The organism is Faecalibacterium sp. AF28-13AC, assembly GCF_003478405.1.
Taxonomy (GTDB): domain Bacteria; phylum Bacillota; class Clostridia; order Oscillospirales; family Ruminococcaceae; genus Faecalibacterium; species Faecalibacterium prausnitzii_E.
The window spans coordinates 347,990-365,518 of record NZ_QUFG01000001.1; the positions used below are offsets into that span (position 1 = coordinate 347,990).

A 17,529-nucleotide genomic window follows, 5' to 3' on the forward strand; every position below is an offset into this window, starting at 1 on the left:
CCTCGCTTTAACCCCCTGATCCTGGCGCTGGCTCTGGCGGCTGTGCTGATGATCTGGTCGGTGCTGGGCACCAGCGGCAGCAGCACGAGCGGCTCGACCATGAGCTACTCCACCGTGGTGCATTACTTTGAGCACAATCAGGTCACGGACTTCACGCTGGACCGGAACACCAGCATCATCACCCTGACGCTGAAGGAGGGCGACCTGGCCCTGCCGGACACCTCGTCCGCAGCCGGCACCACGCAGGCCACCGGCGGCCTGCTCAGCGGGATGTTCTCCACCTCCTCGGCGGCGTCCGTCGGCGCGGTGAAGAACGACGACGGCACTGTGACCGTCCGTTACAAGCTGCCCTATGCCTACGTTTTCATTGAGAATGTGGACAAATATATCGCTTCCTACGATGCGGCGAACCCCGACGCACCGATGACCTACGACTACACCACACTCAAGGAGACCATCCCCTGGATGGAGATCCTGTTCTATCTGGGGATGCTGGGCTGCACCGGCTTCCTGCTCTTCTCCATGATGCGGGGCGGTGCCGGTGGCGGCGGCATCATGAACGTCGGCAAAGCCAAGGTCAAGGATGAGCATGAGAACAAGAAGACCGCGACCTTCGCCGATGTGGCCGGTGAGGACGAGGAGAAGGAAGAGCTGAAGGAAGTCGTCGAGTTCCTCAAGAGCCCGGACAAGTTCAACTCCCTCGGTGCCCGCATCCCCCACGGCGTCCTGCTCGTGGGCCCTCCGGGTACCGGCAAGACCCTGCTGGCCCGCGCCTGCGCCGGTGAGGCCGGTGTGCCGTTCTACTCCATCTCCGGCTCGGATTTCGTGGAGATGTACGTCGGCGTCGGCGCTTCCCGCGTACGCGACCTGTTCGACAAGGCCAAGAAGACCATGCCCTGCATCATCTTCATCGACGAGATCGACGCGGTCGGCCGCCAGCGCGGCGCCGGCCTGGGCGGCGGCCACGATGAACGTGAGCAGACCCTGAACCAGCTGCTGGTCGAGATGGACGGTTTTGAGGCCAACGACGGCGTCATCGTCATGGCGGCTACCAACCGTGCCGACATCCTCGATAAGGCGCTGCTCCGCCCCGGCCGCTTCGACCGTCAGGTCTATGTCGGCCTGCCGGACGTCAAGGGCCGTGAAGAGATCCTGAAGGTCCACACCAAGAACAAGCCTCTGGCCCCGGATGTGTCGCTGAAGGTCATTGCCCAGCGCACCGCCGGTTTTGCCGGTGCAGACCTCGAAAACCTCGTCAACGAGGCCGCGCTGCTGGCAGCCCGCCGCAGCCGCAAGGCCATCACGATGGAGGACATCGAGGAGGCATCCATGAAGGTCATGGCAGGCCCTGAAAAGAAGAGCCGCGTCGTGACCCCCGAAGAGAAAAAGCTCACGGCCTACCACGAGGCAGGCCACGCGGTGGCGGGCTTCTACTGCAAGCACCACCCCCGTGTGCATGAGATCACCATCATCCCGCGCGGTCAGGCAGGCGGCTACACCATGTATCTGCCCGAAAAGGACCGCAGCTACGTGACCAAGGGCGAGATGTTCGAGGACATCGTGTCCAGCCTGGGCGGCCGCGTGGCCGAGCAGCTGATTTTGGAGGACATCTCCACCGGTGCCTCCAACGACCTGCAGCAGGCCACCAATATCGCCCGCCAGATGATCACCAAGTACGGCTTCTCCGAGCGGCTTGGCCCGGTGGTCTACGGCACCTCGCAGGAGGAGACCTTCCTGGGCCGCGACTTTGGCCAGGGCAAGGGCTACAGCGAGACGACCGCCGCCGAGATCGACAGCGAGATGCGCGATATCATCGACGAGGCCTACGAGACCTGCCGCCGCACCCTGACCGAGCACATCGACCAGCTGCATGCACTGGCACAGGCTCTGATGGAGCGTGAAAAGCTCAACGAGCAGGAGTTCAATACCGTGATGGCGGGCGGCAAGCTGTCCCCGCGTGACGGGGACGAACCCAAGGCGGAGGCAGCGGCTCCCGTGGAGACGGCCCCGGTGGAGCCTGCTGAGCCGGCCGAACCGGCAGAACCTGCCGAGCAGGCCGAGAATGCCCAGCTCGGCGAAGCATTCATCCCGGAGCAGGATGCTCCGACGAGCGAAGAATAAACCACGAAGGGAGCGAGTGTTGTGGAGGAAAATTTTGATCCGGTCGCACGGACAAGAGCGAATTACTACACTCCCGGCAGCCCGGTGCAGTTCGTCTGCGTGGAGCTGCTCAAGGGCGAGGCCAGCGGCGACCATGCGGTCTGCCTGACCTTTAAGAACATTTCCCGCGTGACCCTGACCGCACTGGAGATCCATTTCAAGTGCAAGGGCGTGGATGGCGTCATCCTCTGTGAGGACCAGTTCGAGTACCGCGACATCGAGGTCAAGCCCGGCGAGAGCTTCGGCATGGACGATGCAGTGTTCGTGACCCAGAAGGCCATCACCAGCGTGGATGTGTCTCTCCGAAATGTTTACAGCGGCAAAAAGGTCGTGCATCTGGACGCCATCAAGCGCGTCCGCCTGCCCGCCCCGCGCCGCCTGAGCCCGGAGCTGCAAAAGGCGCTGGAAGCCCGGATGAACCGTCAGGGCCTCAAGTATATGCCCCAGGTCTTCGAAAACGGCTGGTACTGCGCCTGCGGTTCCTTCCACCCGAAGGAAGAAGACACCGTTTACTGCACCGAGTGCGGCTGCGACCGCATCCTGCTGCAAAACGCATTGAACACCCTGTTGCAGCCGGAAAAGAAGGAGCCTGTGCCCGCCGCCGAGCCGGTGCGGCCTGTGCAGACGGAGCCGGACGAGCGCACCCGCGTTGTGGGCGCTGCCCCGGTCCCGCCGGAAGAGCCGACCCGCATCGTGGGCAGTGTGCCGCCCCGGACAGAACCGGATGCGGAGGCCACCCGCGTGATGCCGCCGCGCACGACCCTGCGGCCTTCGGCTGAGGAAGTGGACAGGCCTGCTTCCTTTGCGCCGCCGCTGGAGACCGCGCCGGATGCAGAGAGCACCCGTGTGCTGGATGCTTCCACCCGTGCGGCATTTCCCGGCAAAACCAGCCCGGCCCATGCGGACGACGAGGGGACCCGCGTCATCCCGGCCAGAGGGCGGGAGACCGTTCGCCCGGCCGAACCGGAGGACGCCGAAGAGGAAGAGCAGACCGAAGCCCACGACGGCGTGGCCGAAACGCTCATCCGCTGGGTGCCGCCGCTCACGGCCATCATCTGCGCCGGCATCGCGCTGTGGGGCTTTGTGTACTATCAGTTCATGATGTAAAAAACGAACGGAGGAGGCCCAACGCTTCCTCCGTTTTTGGTTTTCTCAAGGGAGGATACTATGCCAGACGAAACACTGCAAGTGGCATTTGAGATCAAAACAGCCTGCGACGAGATCAGCCGCAAGCTGCTGCGCTGGCACTGGGAGCGAAAGCCCGGTGCCCACAGCCTGAACGCCCTGCTGGAACACATCGCCCAGCGCCAGCAGGAGAGCCCGGAGTATTACGAGCGGATGCCCGACCTTTCGGGCAGGACGAGCTGGAGCCAGCTGGACACCACCCTGTGTATGCGGGTGCTGCTGGACCCCGAAAAGGACGCCGCCCATCCGCTGGACCTGCTGGGCAATACCGAACACCCCGGTGCTGCCCGCCGCGCCTGCAACGCGGTGCGCACGGCCCGCAACGAGGCCGCACACGCATCGGACCGCACCGCCGGGACCCAGGCGGCCATTCTCTTCAACGAAGCCGTGGAGGCGCTGGAAGAGGGCTATGCGGGCACAGCCCTGCGCACCAGTGAGCTGGAGCAGTATTACCGGCAGGCGGAGGCATTTCTGGACCGCTGCGGGGCAAGAAAGCCCGTCGCCAGGGCATCGCAGCCGGAGGGGCAGGAGACGCGCAGCACCGGAAAAACCCGGAACGCCAGCCAGCGGAACGGGTCGGGTTCGGGCGCTGCGGCCAGCCGCAGGCCGCGTTCCGGCAGCGCGGGCCGCACTTCGGGCAGCCGGAACGGCACGGCCCGCAAAAACACGACGAATCGCAAACAGGGGAACGGCAGACGCAGCCGGACGCCCCGCACGAATTACGCGGTGCTGGGCCTGCTGCTGGCTATGCTGGTGCTGGGCCTGCTCTTCCGCTGGATGGGGATGGGAAAATGAAACAAAAACTGATTTTTCTGGATATCGACGGCACCCTGCTGCCGCCGGGTGAGATGACCGTGCCGGATAGCGCGGTGGAGGCTCTCCGCCGCGCCCGCGCCAACGGGCACAAGCTCTTTCTCTGCACCGGGCGGAACCTCCGGATGACCGAACCGCTCTTCCACTACGGGTTCGACGGCTTCGTCTGCTCGGCAGGCGGCTATGTGGGCTGTGAGGGAAAGGTCCTGGTGGATCTCCCCATGGAGCCGGAGCAGGTGCGCGGTCTGCGGGCGGCGCTGCAAGCATGCGGGGCCGAGTGTACACTGGAAGTGCGGGACGATACTTATGGCGGCATCAAAATGATCGAGCGGTTCGCCAACCTCTTCCCCAAAAAGCCGGGCCAGACCAACAGCGAGGCCGAGCGCTGGCGGAAGATGATGGAGTTCGGGATGACCATCCGCCCCATCGAGGAATACCACGGCGAGCCGGTCTACAAGATCGTTTTCATTGCGCCCAACGAAGCCTGCCTGACGGAGGTAAAGCGGCAGTACGAAGACCAGTTCGTCTTCTGCGAATCCCGCCTTGGCGACGAGGGCGGCGGCATCGTGAACGGAGAGCTCATCAACCGCAAATTCAACAAGGGCAGCGGCATCCGGGCCATTTGCAATCACCTGGGCTGCTCGCTGGCCGATACCATCGGCTTTGGCGACAGCGACAACGACTTGCAGATGACGGACGTTGTCGGCATCAGCGTCTGCATGGCCAACGGCTCAGATAACCTGAAAAAACGCTGTGACCGCATCTGCCCCGCCGTCACCGACGACGGCATTGCGCGGGAATTTGCGGCGCTGGGGCTGATCTGAGGACAAACCAATGAATTTGAACCGGACAGCATGTGGGCGTGGGAAAATGTTCGGTGCGGCCACACGGAAAATTACTACGAAGCGTCTCTTTTGACGCTTCGGAACAGGTCCTGAAGCATTGGGACACCGAACGAGAAGCGTTGATCCAAGGCGCAAGGGTACTCACCGAACAGTTCCGGAGAAAAAATTAGAAGATCAAAAAGAAAAACGACCGGGAAGTCTCTTGGATGAGAGACTTCCCGGTCGTTGCGCTACATCTCTGCCCCGCCGTCACCGACGACGGCATTGCGCGGGAGTTTGCGGCGCTGGGGCTTATCTGAGCCGGAATGCCTCATACAAAAAGAGCGCACAATGGTGCTGGATAGCCCAGTGGAGCACCCGCTTGAGCCGGGGGAGCTGGCTCTCATCCAGCTCCCGGAGAACAGCCTGCACAAGAGGATCCCGGCAGATGGCCGCGATGTTCCGCAGGCTGTTTTTGTTGTGTGCGGCCTCCTGCGCGATGCAGCGGCGGACCCGGCCTAAAAAGGCCTTGTCGAGCCGCGGACGGTAGACTTCGGGCGGGAAGCGCAGGGCAAGCTCTGCCGAGACCTTCTCGTAGAACCGCTTTTCCCGCGCAAAGCGGTCGGCCCGGTATACACCGGTGAGGGAGGCAGGGTTCTGGCAGTAATAATAGAGAGGCTCCGGTACGATGGCGACTGCCCCGGCGTGGGCAAGATAGTCCAGATGGAACAGCAGATCTTCGGACAGGTACTCCCGCTCGGAGAGGAACCGGATGTGGTGCGCCCGGAGGATGGGCAGGGAGTAGAGCCCCTTCCAGACCGACATTCCGATCTCCACGTCGTAGGGATGGTGCGGCCGGGAGCCGACCATGCCGAGAAGAAGCTGGTCGATCTCAGCACCGGTGTAGAGGGAACGCGCATAGTCCTCCGGGGCAAGGCGGACGCTGCCGTCGGCGGAGACATCATAATAGCGGCAGAAGCAGGTGTCGGCCTGTGCCTGGGTGAGCGTGGTCAGAAGCCGTTCCAGCATGTGGGGGTCGGCGTAGTCATCCGGGTCAAGGAAGGCGACAAAATCGCCGACTGCATGGTCCAGCCCGGTGTTGCGGGCTGCACTGAGGCCGCCGTTGGGCTGGTGGACGACCCGGACGCGCGGGTCCTGCCGGGCATAGGCGTCGCAGCGGGCGGCGCAGCCGTCGGTGGCGCCATCGTCGATGAGAAGGATATCAAGGTCCCGGTGGGTCTGCCCCAGCAGGGACGTCATGCTGCGGTCCAGATAGGGCAGAACGTTGTAGGTCGGGACGATCACGCTGATGCAGGGCATTCAGACCACCTCGCTTTCGGAAACTTGTGCGCCGACTTCTTTGCCGGCATGGTAATAGGTGAACCGGGTGCGGAACGCCTGCTCTGCGTTGGCGCTGAGCCGGGCGGCAAAGGCAGGGTCTGCGGCCAGCCGGTCCATCGCCTCGTGCAGAGCCGCTTCCTCCTTGGGCACCACAAGGCCGGTGACGCCATCGGTGAGATAGTCGTCTGTCAGGCCCTGTGTCTGGGTCACGATGACGGGTACACCGAGATCCATGGCCGTGAGGAAGGTCAGCTGCCCGGAGGCGATCTGGTCGTTTTCAAAGGCGAAGAGAACGGCTCTGGCGTTCCGCATCCGGCGCAGCATGGCCTCGCCGAACAGGTTCTGTTCGACCTGGATGTTGGGTTCCGGGCAGGGGGCGAGGACATCGCAGGCGATGCAGAGCGTTTCCGGGCGGCCCCGGAACGCCCGGATGAGGAAGTCATAGTCGCGGTTGCTGCGGCCGGTGGCAAAATAGTAGCCCTGCGCTTTCAGTGCCGGGTCGTCGTAGGCGGCGGGGTCGTGCGGGATCGAGCCGCAGTGGGCAAAACCGAATCGGGAAAGGGGCAGACCGAAGGTCTCGGCGTAGCGCGGGGCCTCGGCGCGGGTGGTCAGCAGGATGCGGTCCACTGCGTCGGAAGTGACGGCGTACCGCACAAAGCGCTCGAACAGCCTCCCGGCAAAGCCGGACCGCGGCTTGTAGATAAAGGTCATGATGACGAGCCGGAACCGCTTTTTGAGGTGGAACAATCGGCAGAAAAACGCGATGGCGATGCCGTAGAATTGCTGCCAGCAGAGCAGGGTCTTGCCGGAATACCGGGCCGGGTGGGTGACCACATGGAGCGCCACCGTGAAAAACTTGAGGTAGCGGCGCAGACCGTAGGTTGTGTTGTTGGGATAAAGCTCGACTTCCCAGGGGGAAGCGGTCGCTTCTTCCAGCCCGCGCACAAAGCCCTCGGCCTCCTCATAGTTACTGTCGATCAGCAAAATGTATTCTGCCATATCCTGAACCTCCGCAATGTGATCTTGTCAGCCCCTCGCAGGATCGGGATCTCCGTGAAAAGAGGGAATTAGACTAAAATCATTATAAAGGATTTGCACATAAAAATCCATCTTTTTATCAAAAAACCGGGAAGCCTCTTGGGTGAGAGACTTCCCGGTCGTTGGTTTGATGGGAGTTAGTAGTGCAGCTGGTCAGCGGTCAGCGCTTCCAGAACAGGGAGCATGGCGGCTGCCTCGGCTCTGGCGGCGGGCAGGTCCATGTCGCGGTAGTTGCCGCATTCCACTTCGCTGGCACCGGGGACAGCGCCCTCAAAGGCCGCCATGAAGCGGAAGGACTCCACCGTCAGCTTCAGCGCTTCGGCAGGGGTAAGGCCGCGCGTGAGCAGATAGAAGCCGGTGCGGCAGCCCATGGGGCCGACGTAGATGACGCCGTCCCGGAAAGCGCTGTTCCGCGCATAGGTGGCGAACAGGTGCTCCAGTGTGTGGGCGGCCCCGGTGGAGAGATAGTCGCCGTGGTTTGGCTTCTTCATCCGGATGTCCCAGGTGAGCACATCGCCGTCCTGACGGCTCAGGTACATGCCGCGGTCCAGTTTGGTGTGGTCCACGCAGAAACTCGCGATCCGTTCCATCCCGTGCACCTCTCAGGCCTGCAGGCGCTGGACGCTGCCGTGGGCGCAGTCCACAGCGATGTCCAGACCGTCGCGGATGTGGCTGCAGGCACCCAGGGCACCCACGATGGTGGGCTTGAGCAGGGCCTTGCCGGCAATGGCGGCGTGGCTGTTCAGGCCAGCCTCCTCGACCACCAGAGCGGCAGCATCGCGGACATACTCCAGCATCTCGTTGGTGGTGGAGGGCACGACCAGCACCATGCCAGGCTTGAACTTGGCGCGGACCTCGTCCAGCGTGCGGCAGACGCAGGCCTTGCCGGAAGCGCTGGTCAGGTCGGCGTTCTCGCGGCCGACGCCCACACCGGTGGACAGGCAGTTGCCGACCATGTGGATCTTGATCATGTTGGTGGTGCCGGAAACGCCCACGGGGACACCGGCGGTGACGACGGCCAGCTCACCGTTGTGCAGGTAGCCGTTCTTCTGGGCCAGCGCGGTGGACATCTCGATCAGCTCGTCGGTGCTCTTGGCGGGGCCCATCAGCAGGGAGGTGATGCCCCAGCTCAGGGAGAGCTGACGCTGGACCTGCTCGTTCATGACGCAGGCGATGATGGGCTGGGTGGGGCGGTACTTGCTCAGCAGGCGGGCGGTGTTGCCGGACTCGGACACGGTGACGATGGCGGCAGCGTTGACGTCCCGTGCGGTCAGGCAGGCAGCGTGTGCGGTGGCATCGCTGACGCTGATCTGGCCGTGGGCGGCATCCTTGAAGCGCTCGTCGCGGTAGTGGGGCTCGTTCTCGGTACGCTCGGCGATGGCGGACATGGTCTTCAGGGCCTCGACGGGGTAAGCGCCCGCAGCGGTCTCGCCGGAGAGCATGATGGCAGAGGTGCCGTCATAGATGGCGTTTGCCACGTCGGAGATCTCGGCGCGGGTGGGGCGGGGGTTGACCATCATGCTGTCCAGCATCTGGGTGGCGGTGACGATGGGCTTGCCGAAGGAGAAGGAGCGGTCGATGACGTTCTTCTGGATGCCGGGCAGCTCGGTGAAGTCGATCTCGACGCCCAGGTCGCCGCGGGCGACCATGACGGCGTCGGCAGCGGACAGGATGCTGTCGATGTTGTTGACGCCCTCACGGTTCTCGATCTTGGCGATGATGCGGATGTTGGAGTCATACTCGTTCAGCAGGTTGCGGATGTCGTAGACGTCCTGTGCGGTGCGCACGAAGGAGGCTGCGATGAAGTCGAAGCCGTTCTGGATGCCGAAGATGATGTCCTCGCGGTCCTTCTGGCTCAGGTACGGCATGGACAGATGGACGCCGGGCACGTTGACACCCTTCTTGGTCTTGATCTTGCCGCTGTTCAGCACGGTGCAGGTGATGTCGGTGTCGGTGACCTTCTCGATGCGCAGCATGATGAGGCCGTCGTCCAGCATGATGGTGCCGCCCTCGTGCACATCGTGGGGCAGGTCCTTGTAGGTGACGGAGCAGATCTCCTTGGTGCCCTCTACCTCGCGGGTGGTCAGGGTGAAGGTCTGGCCGGCTTCCAGCATCTCGACGCCGTTCTTGAACTCCTTCAGGCGGATCTCAGGGCCCTTGGTGTCCAGCAGAGCGGCAACGGGCTTGCCCAGCTCCTCGCGCAGTGCCTTCAGATTGGCCAGGCGGCCGCCGTGCTCCTCATAGGAGCCGTGGGAAAAGTTAAAGCGGGCCACGTTCATGCCGTTGGCGATCAGCTCGCGCAGGACATCCCCTTTGTCGGTGGAAGGGCCCAGGGTGCAGATGATCTTCGTTTTTCTCATGTTGATTACCTCGATCTTTCTCTATTCTACTCTCTATCTTAACGCAACAGCCCGATCGGCTGCATTTGGCAGGCTCCGGCATTCGGGGCCTGCCGCGGCGAAAGACGCCAATATGGTTATTCTCAAAACCATACCATACTATATTATAAACGCTTGGATACAATAGGGCAAGAGGGAGTTAGCAAAGAATTGGTTAAAATTTCGTAAGGAATGCCTGCATCCGGAAAGCCCTTGCATCCGGGAGCGGAACTGCTTATAATGGAACCAGAAAAAGTCTCACTTTCGGGTGGGACGCTCTGGAAACGAAATGGAGAACAAAACTATGGAAAAACGTGTGTTTCTGATCGTTCTGGACAGCTTTGGCATCGGCGCAGAGCCGGATGCAGCCGCCTTTGGCGACGCGGGCACCAATACCCTCGGTGCCATTGCAAAGCACCCGAACTTTCACTGCCCCAATCTGCAGAAGCTCGGCCTGTTCAACATCGACGGCGTGACGGCAGGGGAAAAGACCGCTGCCCCGGCGGGGGCCTTTGCCCGCCTGCAGGAGCAGAGCAAGGGCAAGGATACTACCATCGGCCATTGGGAGATCGCCGGTGTGGTCAGCCCGAAACCGCTGCCCACCTTCCCGGACGGCTTCCCGGACAGCCTCATCCACGAGTTCGAGGAAAAGACCGGCCACAAGGTGCTCTGCAACAAGCCCTATTCCGGCACACAGGTGCTCCGGGATTACGGCGAGCAGGCCATGCGGGAGGATGCCCTCATCGTTTACACCAGCGCCGACAGCGTCTTTCAGGTGGCCGCGCACGAGGAGCTGGTGCCGGTGCACGAACTGTACCGTTACTGCGAGATCGCCCGCGCGATGCTGAACGGCGAATACGGCGTGGGCCGCGTCATCGCCCGCCCCTTCCTGGGCAGCACGGCGGAGACCTTCTACCGCACCACCAACCGCCACGACCTGAGCCTGAAGCCGCCCCGCGCCACCATGCTCGACCTGCTGAAAGACGCAGGCAAGGACGTCATCGCCGTGGGCAAGATCTTCGACATCTTTGACGGCGAGGGCGTGACCGAGAAGATCAAGACCACCGGCAACACCAACGGCATCGCCTTCACCAAAGCCTTGCAGACCCGCGATTTTGAGGGCCTGGCCTTTGTGAACCTCGTCGATTTTGATATGCTCTACGGCCACCGCCGCGACGTGGCAGGCTATGCCGCTGCTGCCACCGAGTTCGATGCGTTCCTGGCTGACTTCATCCCCGGTATGCGGGAGGGTGACCTGCTGATGATCACGGCAGACCACGGCTGCGACCCGTCCTATACCAAAACCACCGACCACACCCGCGAGTATGTGCCGTACCTCATCTGCGGCAGGGGCGTCAAGCCCGGCGTGGACCTGGGCACGAAGCTCTGCTTCGGCACCATCGCCCACACCGTCTGTGAGTACCTTGGTGTAGACGCTTCGACCCTGGATGGCCAGAGCGTATGGGAGAAGATCCGGAAGTAAAAGTCACAGGTTGAAAACAAAAGCGCCAAAGGTGCTTGAAGTATGGTTGAGGTTGTGGTAGACTAGGCCCTGTGCCTGTTCGTGAGGGAAGAGCAGAATCGCTCCTGCTTCCGGACAGAAAAAGGATTGGTTCAAACAAAGGAGATCATACAATGAAACTGAATCGTGCAATGGGTCTGGCAGTGGCCGCCGCTGTTCTGGCTTTTGCTGTGACCGGCTGCTCCGGCACCGCATCTTCCACCGCTTCCTCTGCTGCTTCCAGCGAGGCTGCCTCTTCTGTGGCTGCTTCGGAGGCCGCATCCAGCGAGGCTGCCGCCGCCAGCGTGGTCAGCACCGAGTCCCTCGAAGTGAACGGCAAGACCTACGATGCCGACTGCTACGGCGAGTTCACCCTCTCCAACGGCGACACCATGAAGCTGTGGAAGCTGAACGGCGCATACGACGACCTGAGCGCCCTGCCCATGAAGGGCATGGTCGAGGAGTTCCCCATCGAGGCTGAGGAGAACACCGTGTATGTGGCAGACGTGACCGCAAACGGCGAGACCACCCGCCAGTATCTGCGCGCCGACAAGGCTGGCCGCAACGGCACCGCCTCCGTCAAGACCTTCGAGCTGGAGTCCGCTGAATAATCCGCTCCAACATGAAACAAGAAAAAGTCCCGACCGGTCTGGTCGGGACTTTTTTTGCAGCGGGGTCTTATTCTGCGGAGCTGCTGGAACCGAACAGGGCATCCAGAACGGTGGACGCCGCCTGATGGAGCGAGGAGGCGGCCTGCTCGACCTGCTCCTGTGTGGGCAGGGAAATGGACGGTGCTTCGGAGGAGCTGCTGCTCTCGGCAGGAGGCTCCTCGGCGGGCACTTCGGTGGAGGCAGACGGTTCGCTGCCGGCCGGGGTTTCGGCAGGGGTCTCAGCCGGAGCCTCTGCGGGCTGCTCGCTGCTGGCAGGGGTCTCTTCCGGGACGCTCTCCGCAGGCTCATCCAGGACGACGCTGTCCGCCGGGGTCTCCGGCACGGAAACGGCGGCGTTGGGGTCTGCCGTCGGCGTGTGGACTTCGGTCTTCTCCGGAGTCTGCTGGGTGTCGCTGACCGTGCCCTCACCACCCAGCACGGAGGCGATCAGCTCCTTGGCCTGTGCCACCGAGCTTTCATCCGGTTTCATGACGTAGAGGCTCTGCCCCTTGGCGGAGTAGCACTGGGAGCTCTTGCCGCTGGAACCGGTGACGGAGTAGCTCTGGATATCCCAGTTGGCGAGGTCGCTCAGCTGCATCCGGACCAGCGCGGAGATCTGCTCCTGCGACAGGCTGGTGACGAAGCAGTCCGACACGGCGTCCATCAGCTTGGAAAAGCTCATCAGGACGGTGGGGGACTTGAGCTTGTTCACCATGGCGTCGATGACCTTCATCTGGTTGATGCCGCGCTGGATGTCGCCGGAAGCGAAGGCGTGGCGCTCGCGGGCAAAGGCCAGCGCGCTCTTGCCGTCCAGATGGTTCCAGCCCTCGGCAAAGGTGGTGGGGTCATAGTAACCGGGGCTGCCCACCGAGGTGAACGCCTGGTCGGAGTAGACATCCACACCGCCCACGGCGTCGATGATGCTGATGAAGCCCGCAAAATTGATGCGGATGTAGTGCTCCACATTCACGCCGTAGAGGTTGCCCAGGGTGGCCATGCTGGTCTCCACGCCGTACAGACCGGCGTGGGTCAGCTTGTCCTTACTGCTGGTACCCGCCAGATCGACGTAGTAGTCGCGCGGGGTATTGATGAGAGCCACCCGCTTGGTGGCGGGGTTGACCACAGCCAGAATGTTCACATCGCTGCGGGCCTTTTCGGTCAGCTCTCCGCGGTTGTCCACGCCGCTGAGGTAGATGACGAACGGCTCCTTGGTGATCTTATTCGCCTCAGCACCGGTGAGCAGGCCGGAGGTCACGTTGCCCAGCGCGGCAAGGCCCTGCTGCGCCCAGACGCAGCCGAGGGCCAGCGCCGCGCACAGGAAGACCGAGAAGACGCGGGAGACTCTGCCGGGGGTCCTGTACTCCTGGCAGCGCTTGACCAGCAGCCAGAACAGGGCCAGCAGCGCTGCAATGATGACGAGGTAGAGCGCGGGAAGCATCCGGGTGCGGCAGAGCTGCACGAAGGCTGCCACGCTGAGAATGGCCTGCAAGACCAGCAGGAACGACCCGAATTTCGAGCCGGAGCCTTTCTTTTTGCCAGGCTTTTGGGGCGGCCGGGCCGGGGAGCTGTTCTGCCGGGGCGGCTTTTTGGAGGGCGGCGGCGTCACCGGCCGGGCAGTCTCCGGCGCAAAAAATGCGGAGCTGTCCACCTCAACGGTGCGGTCCGGGTCCTTCCGTGCGCCCCGGTGGATGTGCCGGGTGGTGTCTTTTTCATCGAACATGGAAACTCTCCTTTTGACTGTGCCCTCAGGACAGCGGCGCGATGGTCAGCACGGCGCGAGCGGGCAGGCAGGTGGCGGTCTGATCTTCCGCCGAAAGCCAGCCGAAACTTTCGCAGATGTGGTCCGGGCAGGGCGAATCCACAAAGCGGGCGGCCCCGTCCTTCACCTCGATGTGGACGGTGTAGTAACCGGTGTCCACATCATAGGTGGCGTCGTTGTCCAGAGAAAACTTCTGCACCGTGTTGGCGTCGCCGTAAATGAGCTCGGCCTCCAGGGTGCTGCCGGTGGCGTGTGCGGCCCGCAGGGCGAACAGAACGCCCGCAATGGCCAGCACGGCCAGAACAAAGATCAGGTTGACGACAAGCTTGGAATGTTGTTTCATGGATCATCCTTTGTGCGGAAACAGTTGTTCGAGTTCGGCCAGCCAGAGCGCTGCCGCCGCATCGCTGGGCATCCGCCAGTCGCCGCGGGGCGAGAGGGTCACGCTGCCGATCTTGGGGCCGTCGGGCAGGCAGCTGCGCTTGAACTGCTGGGCAAAGAACCGCCAGTAGAAGTTGCGCAGCCATTTGTACAGCACTTCGTCCGGGTATTCGGCCCGGCCTGCAAAGGCCGCTTTGGCCAGCCGGAAGATCTTGGCCGGGCCGAAGCCGAAGCGCAGCACATAATAGAGATAAAAGTCGTGCAGCTCATACGGGCCGACCAGGTCTTCCGTCTTCTGCGCGATCTCGCCGTCCTTTGCGGGCAGCAGTTCGGGGGAGACGGGAGTGTCGAGGATGTCCAGCAGCACGGTCCGGAGCGCATCGGTGGCGGCGATGTCGGATTCGTACCGGACGAGGTGGCGCACCAGCGTTTTGGGCACCCCGGCATTCACGCCGTACATGCTCATGTGGTCGCCGTTGTAGGTGGCCCAGCCCAGCGCCAGCTCCGAGAGGTCGCCGGTGCCCACCACGAGGCCGCCGGTGCGGTTGGCGGTGTCCATCAGCTCCAGTGTGCGGACGCGGGCCTGGCCGTTCTCAAAGGTAACGTCCAGCACGCTCTCGTCCTGGCCGATGTCGGCAAAGTGGCTGTGGACCGTGTTGGCGATGTCGATCTCGGAGAAGGAAACATGCAGCTCCTCGCACAGGATCTCCGCGTTGCTGCGGGTGCGCCGGGTGGTGCCGAAGCAGGGCATGGTCACGGCCAGCACATCGGTGGTGGGGCGGCGGAGCTGCTTCATGGCGCGGACGGCCACCAGCAGGGCAAGGCAGCTGTCCAGCCCGCCGGAGATGCCGATGACGGCCGTTTTGGCGTGGGCATGTTCCAGCCGCTTGGCCAGACCGTCGGCCTGCATCTTCAGGATGAGCTCACAGCGCTCAGCGCGGCGCTGCGGGTCACCGGGCACAAAGGGGGTCGGGTCCACGAAGCGAGTCAGGGCGGTGTCGGTCAGCGTCAGGCTGAAGTCCACGGTCTGATAGCCGTCCGTGGAAGGCTCGAAGCTGGTGTTGCGGGCCCGCTCGGATTCCATCCGCTGGCAGTCCAGCTCCGTCTCGGCGTGACCGCCTGCAAAGGGAGCCGTTTCAGCCAGCAGGGTGCCGTTTTCCGCAATGAGGTCGTGGCCTGCGAACACCATGTCCTGGGTGCTCTCACCGTGCCCGGCAGAGGCATACAGGTAGCCGCAGAGCAGGCGGGCGGACTGGTTGGCCACCAGCGCCCGGCGGTACTCCGCCTTGCCGACCGTCTCGTCGCTGGCGGAGAGGTTCGCAATGACGGTGGCTCCGGCCAGCGCGTGGAAGGTGGAAGGCGGGAGCGCGCTCCACAGGTCTTCGCAAAGCTCCACGCCCAGCACGAAGCTGGGCATCTCGCGGCAGCGGAAGAGCAGCGAGGTGCCAAAGGGCACCTGCTGGCCGCAGACTGTGAGGGTCTCGACCTCGGTGGAGCCGGGGTTGAACTGGCGCTTTTCGTAGAACTCGCCGTAATTGGGCAGGTACGTCTTAGGAACAAGGCCCAGCAGCCGGCCGCGGCAGAGCACGGCGGCGCAGTTGTACAGCTTGCCCCGCACCAGCAGCGGCAGGCCCACCAGCGCCACGACGTCCAGCTCCCGGCTGGCGTCCAGAAGCGTCTGCAGGCCGGTCAGCGCGCCCTGCTGCAGCGTGCGCTGCAAAAACAGGTCGCCGCAGGTGTAGCCGGTGAGGCAGAATTCCGGGAATACGGCCAGCTTCACGCCGCGTGCAGAGGCTGCGCGCAGCTCCTGAAGGATCTGCGCGGTGTTATAGGCGCAGTCCGCCACCCGCAGTGCGGGCGAGAGAGCGGCTGCTTTCAAAAAACCATCTTTCATCGGAGGATTTCACATCCTGTCTGTTGTGTTTGACTACGGCGGACAGATGAATCGCCGTGGTGAACATAGTATACCACACTCCGGCCAAAACGGAAAGTCACAGAGTGGTAAAAGTTGCGGGAACAAACAAAAAGAGCTGCTGCGGGGCCTCCGCAGCAGCTCAGACAAAACCAAACATGGAAAACGAGATGGACCGTAAGCCGGGTTCTGTATTAAACGACGATCTGTCTCGACCTGCCATTGCTGGCAGGCTCATGCCACCATCGGGACACGCGAGCAGCGCTATCCGTCCCATATAGGTGTTGCTTCCGGTAGGGTTTACAAAGCCGCATGGTCACCCATGCGCTGGTGAGCTCTTACCTCGCCCTTTCATCCTTACCGCATCGCTGCGGCGGTTTCCTTTCTGTTGCACTTTCCCTGAGGTCACCCTCGGCTGCCGTTAGCAGTTACCGTGCTCTGTGAGGCCCGGACTTTCCTCAGGGCGGTCAAAGCCGCCCCGCCGCCGTATGTTCCACTCGTTTTCCGTTCCTCATGATACCATAAAAAAACAAGAATTGCAAGTGGAGGCAAAATTTGTTATAATAATTCATATATGGCGTAAAGATTTCGGGGAGGTGGCACAGGGATGAAATTGATCTTTCCGGTGCCGCCCGAAGCGGACGGCGCGCTGCTGCGCAATTTTCTGCGCCGGTGTGCCGTCTCCACCGAGCTGGCCCGCGCGGTCAAGTTCCACGGCAGCGGCTTCTGGGCTGGTGGACAGCCCATCCTGGCGAACCGCCGGGTCGAAGCCGGGCAGGACATTTGGTTCGAACTGCCTGCTGACGGGGCCGGTGTGGCCCCGCAGCCGGAGATCCCGGTGCAGGCCGTCTATGAGGATGCGTTCGCCATCGTGCTGGACAAGCCGCCGCACCTGGCTGTGCATCCCACGCTGAACTATCCGCTGGATACGCTGGCCAACGGCTATGCGGCCCGGATGGAGGCGCGGGGCGAGAGCCCGGTCTTCCGCCCGGTGAACCGGATCGACAAGGACACCAGCGGCCTTGTGCTGGCCGCAAAGAATGGCTACGCCGCTCCGCTGCTGGCCCGGAACGTCGAAAAGCTCTACTATGCCGTCGTGGAGGGCGAACTGCCCCTCGGTAAAGGCGTCATCGACGCCCCCATCGGCCGTCAGGCCGAGAGCATCATCGGCCGGTGTGTGACGCCGGACGGCAAGCCCAGCCGGACGGAGTATACCATAGTAAGAGCGGAGCACGGTCTCAGCCTGGCCGCCTGTGTCCCGGTGACGGGGCGGACGCACCAGATCCGGGTCCACTTTGCCTCCATCGGCCACCCGCTGGCCGGAGATGACCTCTACGGTGGGAACCGGGAGCGGATCGGGCGGCAGGCGCTGCACTGTGCAGAGCAGCGCTTCCGGGTGCCGGAATACGAGATAACGCCGGAGGGCATCCGCATCACGGCACCGCCTCTGGAACAGAGCCGGGCCGTCACCGTGAAAAGCCTGCTCCCGCCCGATCTGCGGGCACTTTTCGGGGAAGACCCCCTGGAAATATGAAAACTAAGTGAAAAGTCCGTGAAAGGTCTGCCCAATTTTTGTGAGGAACCTTG

General features: G+C 62.9%; 14 protein-coding genes and 1 other RNA gene. 7 read left to right on the forward strand and 8 right to left on the reverse strand.

From position 1 onward, the window contains the following. The first annotated feature begins 48 nt into the window (after positions 1-48). Genes ftsH through DWY95_RS01695 form a run of 4 tightly spaced genes read left to right on the forward strand, consistent with a single transcriptional unit; the run spans position 49 to position 4,982 of the window. The gene (gene ftsH / locus DWY95_RS01680) at positions 49-2,121 is read left to right on the forward strand and encodes an ATP-dependent zinc metalloprotease FtsH (RefSeq protein ID WP_187116953.1); all 2,073 of its coding nucleotides are present in this window, start codon (positions 49-51) and stop codon (positions 2,119-2,121) included. Between the two features lie 21 nt (positions 2,122-2,142). Beyond that, positions 2,143-3,267, forward strand: a complete 1,125-nt coding sequence (locus tag DWY95_RS01685) for a hypothetical protein (protein WP_118551785.1) — start codon at positions 2,143-2,145, stop codon at positions 3,265-3,267. 60 nt (positions 3,268-3,327) lie between these two features. Next, the gene (locus tag DWY95_RS01690; protein ID WP_118551787.1) at positions 3,328-4,140 is read left to right on the forward strand and encodes a hypothetical protein; all 813 of its coding nucleotides are present in this window, start codon (positions 3,328-3,330) and stop codon (positions 4,138-4,140) included. After that, the gene (locus DWY95_RS01695; RefSeq protein ID WP_118551789.1) at positions 4,137-4,982 is read left to right on the forward strand and encodes an HAD family hydrolase; all 846 of its coding nucleotides are present in this window, start codon (positions 4,137-4,139) and stop codon (positions 4,980-4,982) included. Before DWY95_RS01690 ends, DWY95_RS01695 begins: the two co-directional genes overlap by 4 nt. A 312-nt stretch (positions 4,983-5,294) precedes the next feature. Here the strand turns inward: DWY95_RS01695 and DWY95_RS01700 are convergent, their stop codons facing one another. The 4 genes from DWY95_RS01700 to pyk form a co-directional block, all read right to left on the reverse strand. Continuing rightward, positions 5,295-6,302 (reverse strand): glycosyltransferase, encoded by a 1,008-nt coding sequence (locus DWY95_RS01700; RefSeq protein ID WP_118551791.1) that lies wholly within the window; start codon positions 6,300-6,302, stop codon positions 5,295-5,297. After that, positions 6,303-7,322: a glycosyltransferase gene (locus DWY95_RS01705; RefSeq protein WP_118551793.1), complete on the reverse strand. Its 1,020-nt coding sequence runs from the start codon at positions 7,320-7,322 to the stop codon at positions 6,303-6,305. A gap of 176 nt (positions 7,323-7,498) precedes the next feature. Beyond that, positions 7,499-7,951 (reverse strand): S-ribosylhomocysteine lyase, encoded by a 453-nt coding sequence (locus DWY95_RS01710; RefSeq protein ID WP_118551795.1) that lies wholly within the window; start codon positions 7,949-7,951, stop codon positions 7,499-7,501. A 12-nt stretch (positions 7,952-7,963) separates the two neighbouring features. Further along, the gene (gene pyk, locus DWY95_RS01715) at positions 7,964-9,721 is read right to left on the reverse strand and encodes a pyruvate kinase (protein WP_118551797.1); all 1,758 of its coding nucleotides are present in this window, start codon (positions 9,719-9,721) and stop codon (positions 7,964-7,966) included. Between the two features lie 322 nt (positions 9,722-10,043). Between pyk and DWY95_RS01720 the strand changes: the two genes are divergently transcribed. Beyond that, positions 10,044-11,222 carry a phosphopentomutase gene (locus DWY95_RS01720; RefSeq protein ID WP_118551799.1) on the forward strand — a complete coding sequence of 393 codons (1,179 nt, stop codon included), beginning with the start codon at positions 10,044-10,046 and terminating at the stop codon, positions 11,220-11,222. A gap of 152 nt (positions 11,223-11,374) precedes the next feature. After that, positions 11,375-11,851 (forward strand): hypothetical protein, encoded by a 477-nt coding sequence (locus DWY95_RS17160; RefSeq protein WP_187116950.1) that lies wholly within the window; start codon positions 11,375-11,377, stop codon positions 11,849-11,851. Positions 11,852-11,918: 67 nt separating this feature from the next. On the opposite strand, the gene DWY95_RS01730 is transcribed toward DWY95_RS17160, so the two are convergent. The 4 genes from DWY95_RS01730 to rnpB all read right to left on the reverse strand — a co-directional run bounded on the left by DWY95_RS01730 (position 11,919) and on the right by rnpB (position 16,442). Next, positions 11,919-13,610 carry an LCP family protein gene (locus DWY95_RS01730; protein ID WP_118551801.1) on the reverse strand — a complete coding sequence of 564 codons (1,692 nt, stop codon included), beginning with the start codon at positions 13,608-13,610 and terminating at the stop codon, positions 11,919-11,921. Between the two features lie 25 nt (positions 13,611-13,635). Beyond that, a complete protein-coding gene (locus tag DWY95_RS01735) occupies positions 13,636-13,992 on the reverse strand; it encodes a NusG domain II-containing protein (protein ID WP_118551803.1) in 357 nt (118 codons plus the stop codon). Between the two features lie 3 nt (positions 13,993-13,995). Further along, positions 13,996-15,924 (reverse strand): NAD(+) synthase, encoded by a 1,929-nt coding sequence (locus DWY95_RS01740; protein WP_118551805.1) that lies wholly within the window; start codon positions 15,922-15,924, stop codon positions 13,996-13,998. Between the two features lie 180 nt (positions 15,925-16,104). Beyond that, positions 16,105-16,442, reverse strand: an RNA gene (gene rnpB / locus DWY95_RS01745) — RNase P RNA component class A. A 107-nt stretch (positions 16,443-16,549) separates the two neighbouring features. Here rnpB and DWY95_RS01750 point away from each other — a divergent pair. Next, positions 16,550-17,476 (forward strand): RluA family pseudouridine synthase, encoded by a 927-nt coding sequence (locus DWY95_RS01750; protein WP_118551807.1) that lies wholly within the window; start codon positions 16,550-16,552, stop codon positions 17,474-17,476. The last annotated feature ends 53 nt before the right edge of the window (positions 17,477-17,529 follow it).

Coding starts and splice junctions, on each gene's coding strand:
- ftsH (WP_187116953.1), top strand. CDS start 49: ATGATCTGGTCGGTGCTGGGCACCAGCGGCAGCAGCACGAGCGGCTCG.
- DWY95_RS01690 (WP_118551787.1), top strand. CDS start 3,328: ATGCCAGACGAAACACTGCAAGTGGCATTTGAGATCAAAACAGCCTGC.
- DWY95_RS01695 (WP_118551789.1), top strand. CDS start 4,137: ATGAAACAAAAACTGATTTTTCTGGATATCGACGGCACCCTGCTGCCG.
- DWY95_RS01700 (WP_118551791.1), bottom strand. CDS start 6,302: ATGCCCTGCATCAGCGTGATCGTCCCGACCTACAACGTTCTGCCCTAT.
- DWY95_RS01705 (WP_118551793.1), bottom strand. CDS start 7,322: ATGGCAGAATACATTTTGCTGATCGACAGTAACTATGAGGAGGCCGAG.
- DWY95_RS01710 (WP_118551795.1), bottom strand. CDS start 7,951: ATGGAACGGATCGCGAGTTTCTGCGTGGACCACACCAAACTGGACCGC.
- pyk (WP_118551797.1), bottom strand. CDS start 9,721: ATGAGAAAAACGAAGATCATCTGCACCCTGGGCCCTTCCACCGACAAA.
- DWY95_RS01720 (WP_118551799.1), top strand. CDS start 10,044: ATGGAAAAACGTGTGTTTCTGATCGTTCTGGACAGCTTTGGCATCGGC.
- DWY95_RS17160 (WP_187116950.1), top strand. CDS start 11,375: ATGAAACTGAATCGTGCAATGGGTCTGGCAGTGGCCGCCGCTGTTCTG.
- DWY95_RS01730 (WP_118551801.1), bottom strand. CDS start 13,610: ATGTTCGATGAAAAAGACACCACCCGGCACATCCACCGGGGCGCACGG.
- DWY95_RS01735 (WP_118551803.1), bottom strand. CDS start 13,992: ATGAAACAACATTCCAAGCTTGTCGTCAACCTGATCTTTGTTCTGGCC.
- DWY95_RS01740 (WP_118551805.1), bottom strand. CDS start 15,924: ATGAAAGATGGTTTTTTGAAAGCAGCCGCTCTCTCGCCCGCACTGCGG.
- DWY95_RS01750 (WP_118551807.1), top strand. CDS start 16,550: ATGAAATTGATCTTTCCGGTGCCGCCCGAAGCGGACGGCGCGCTGCTG.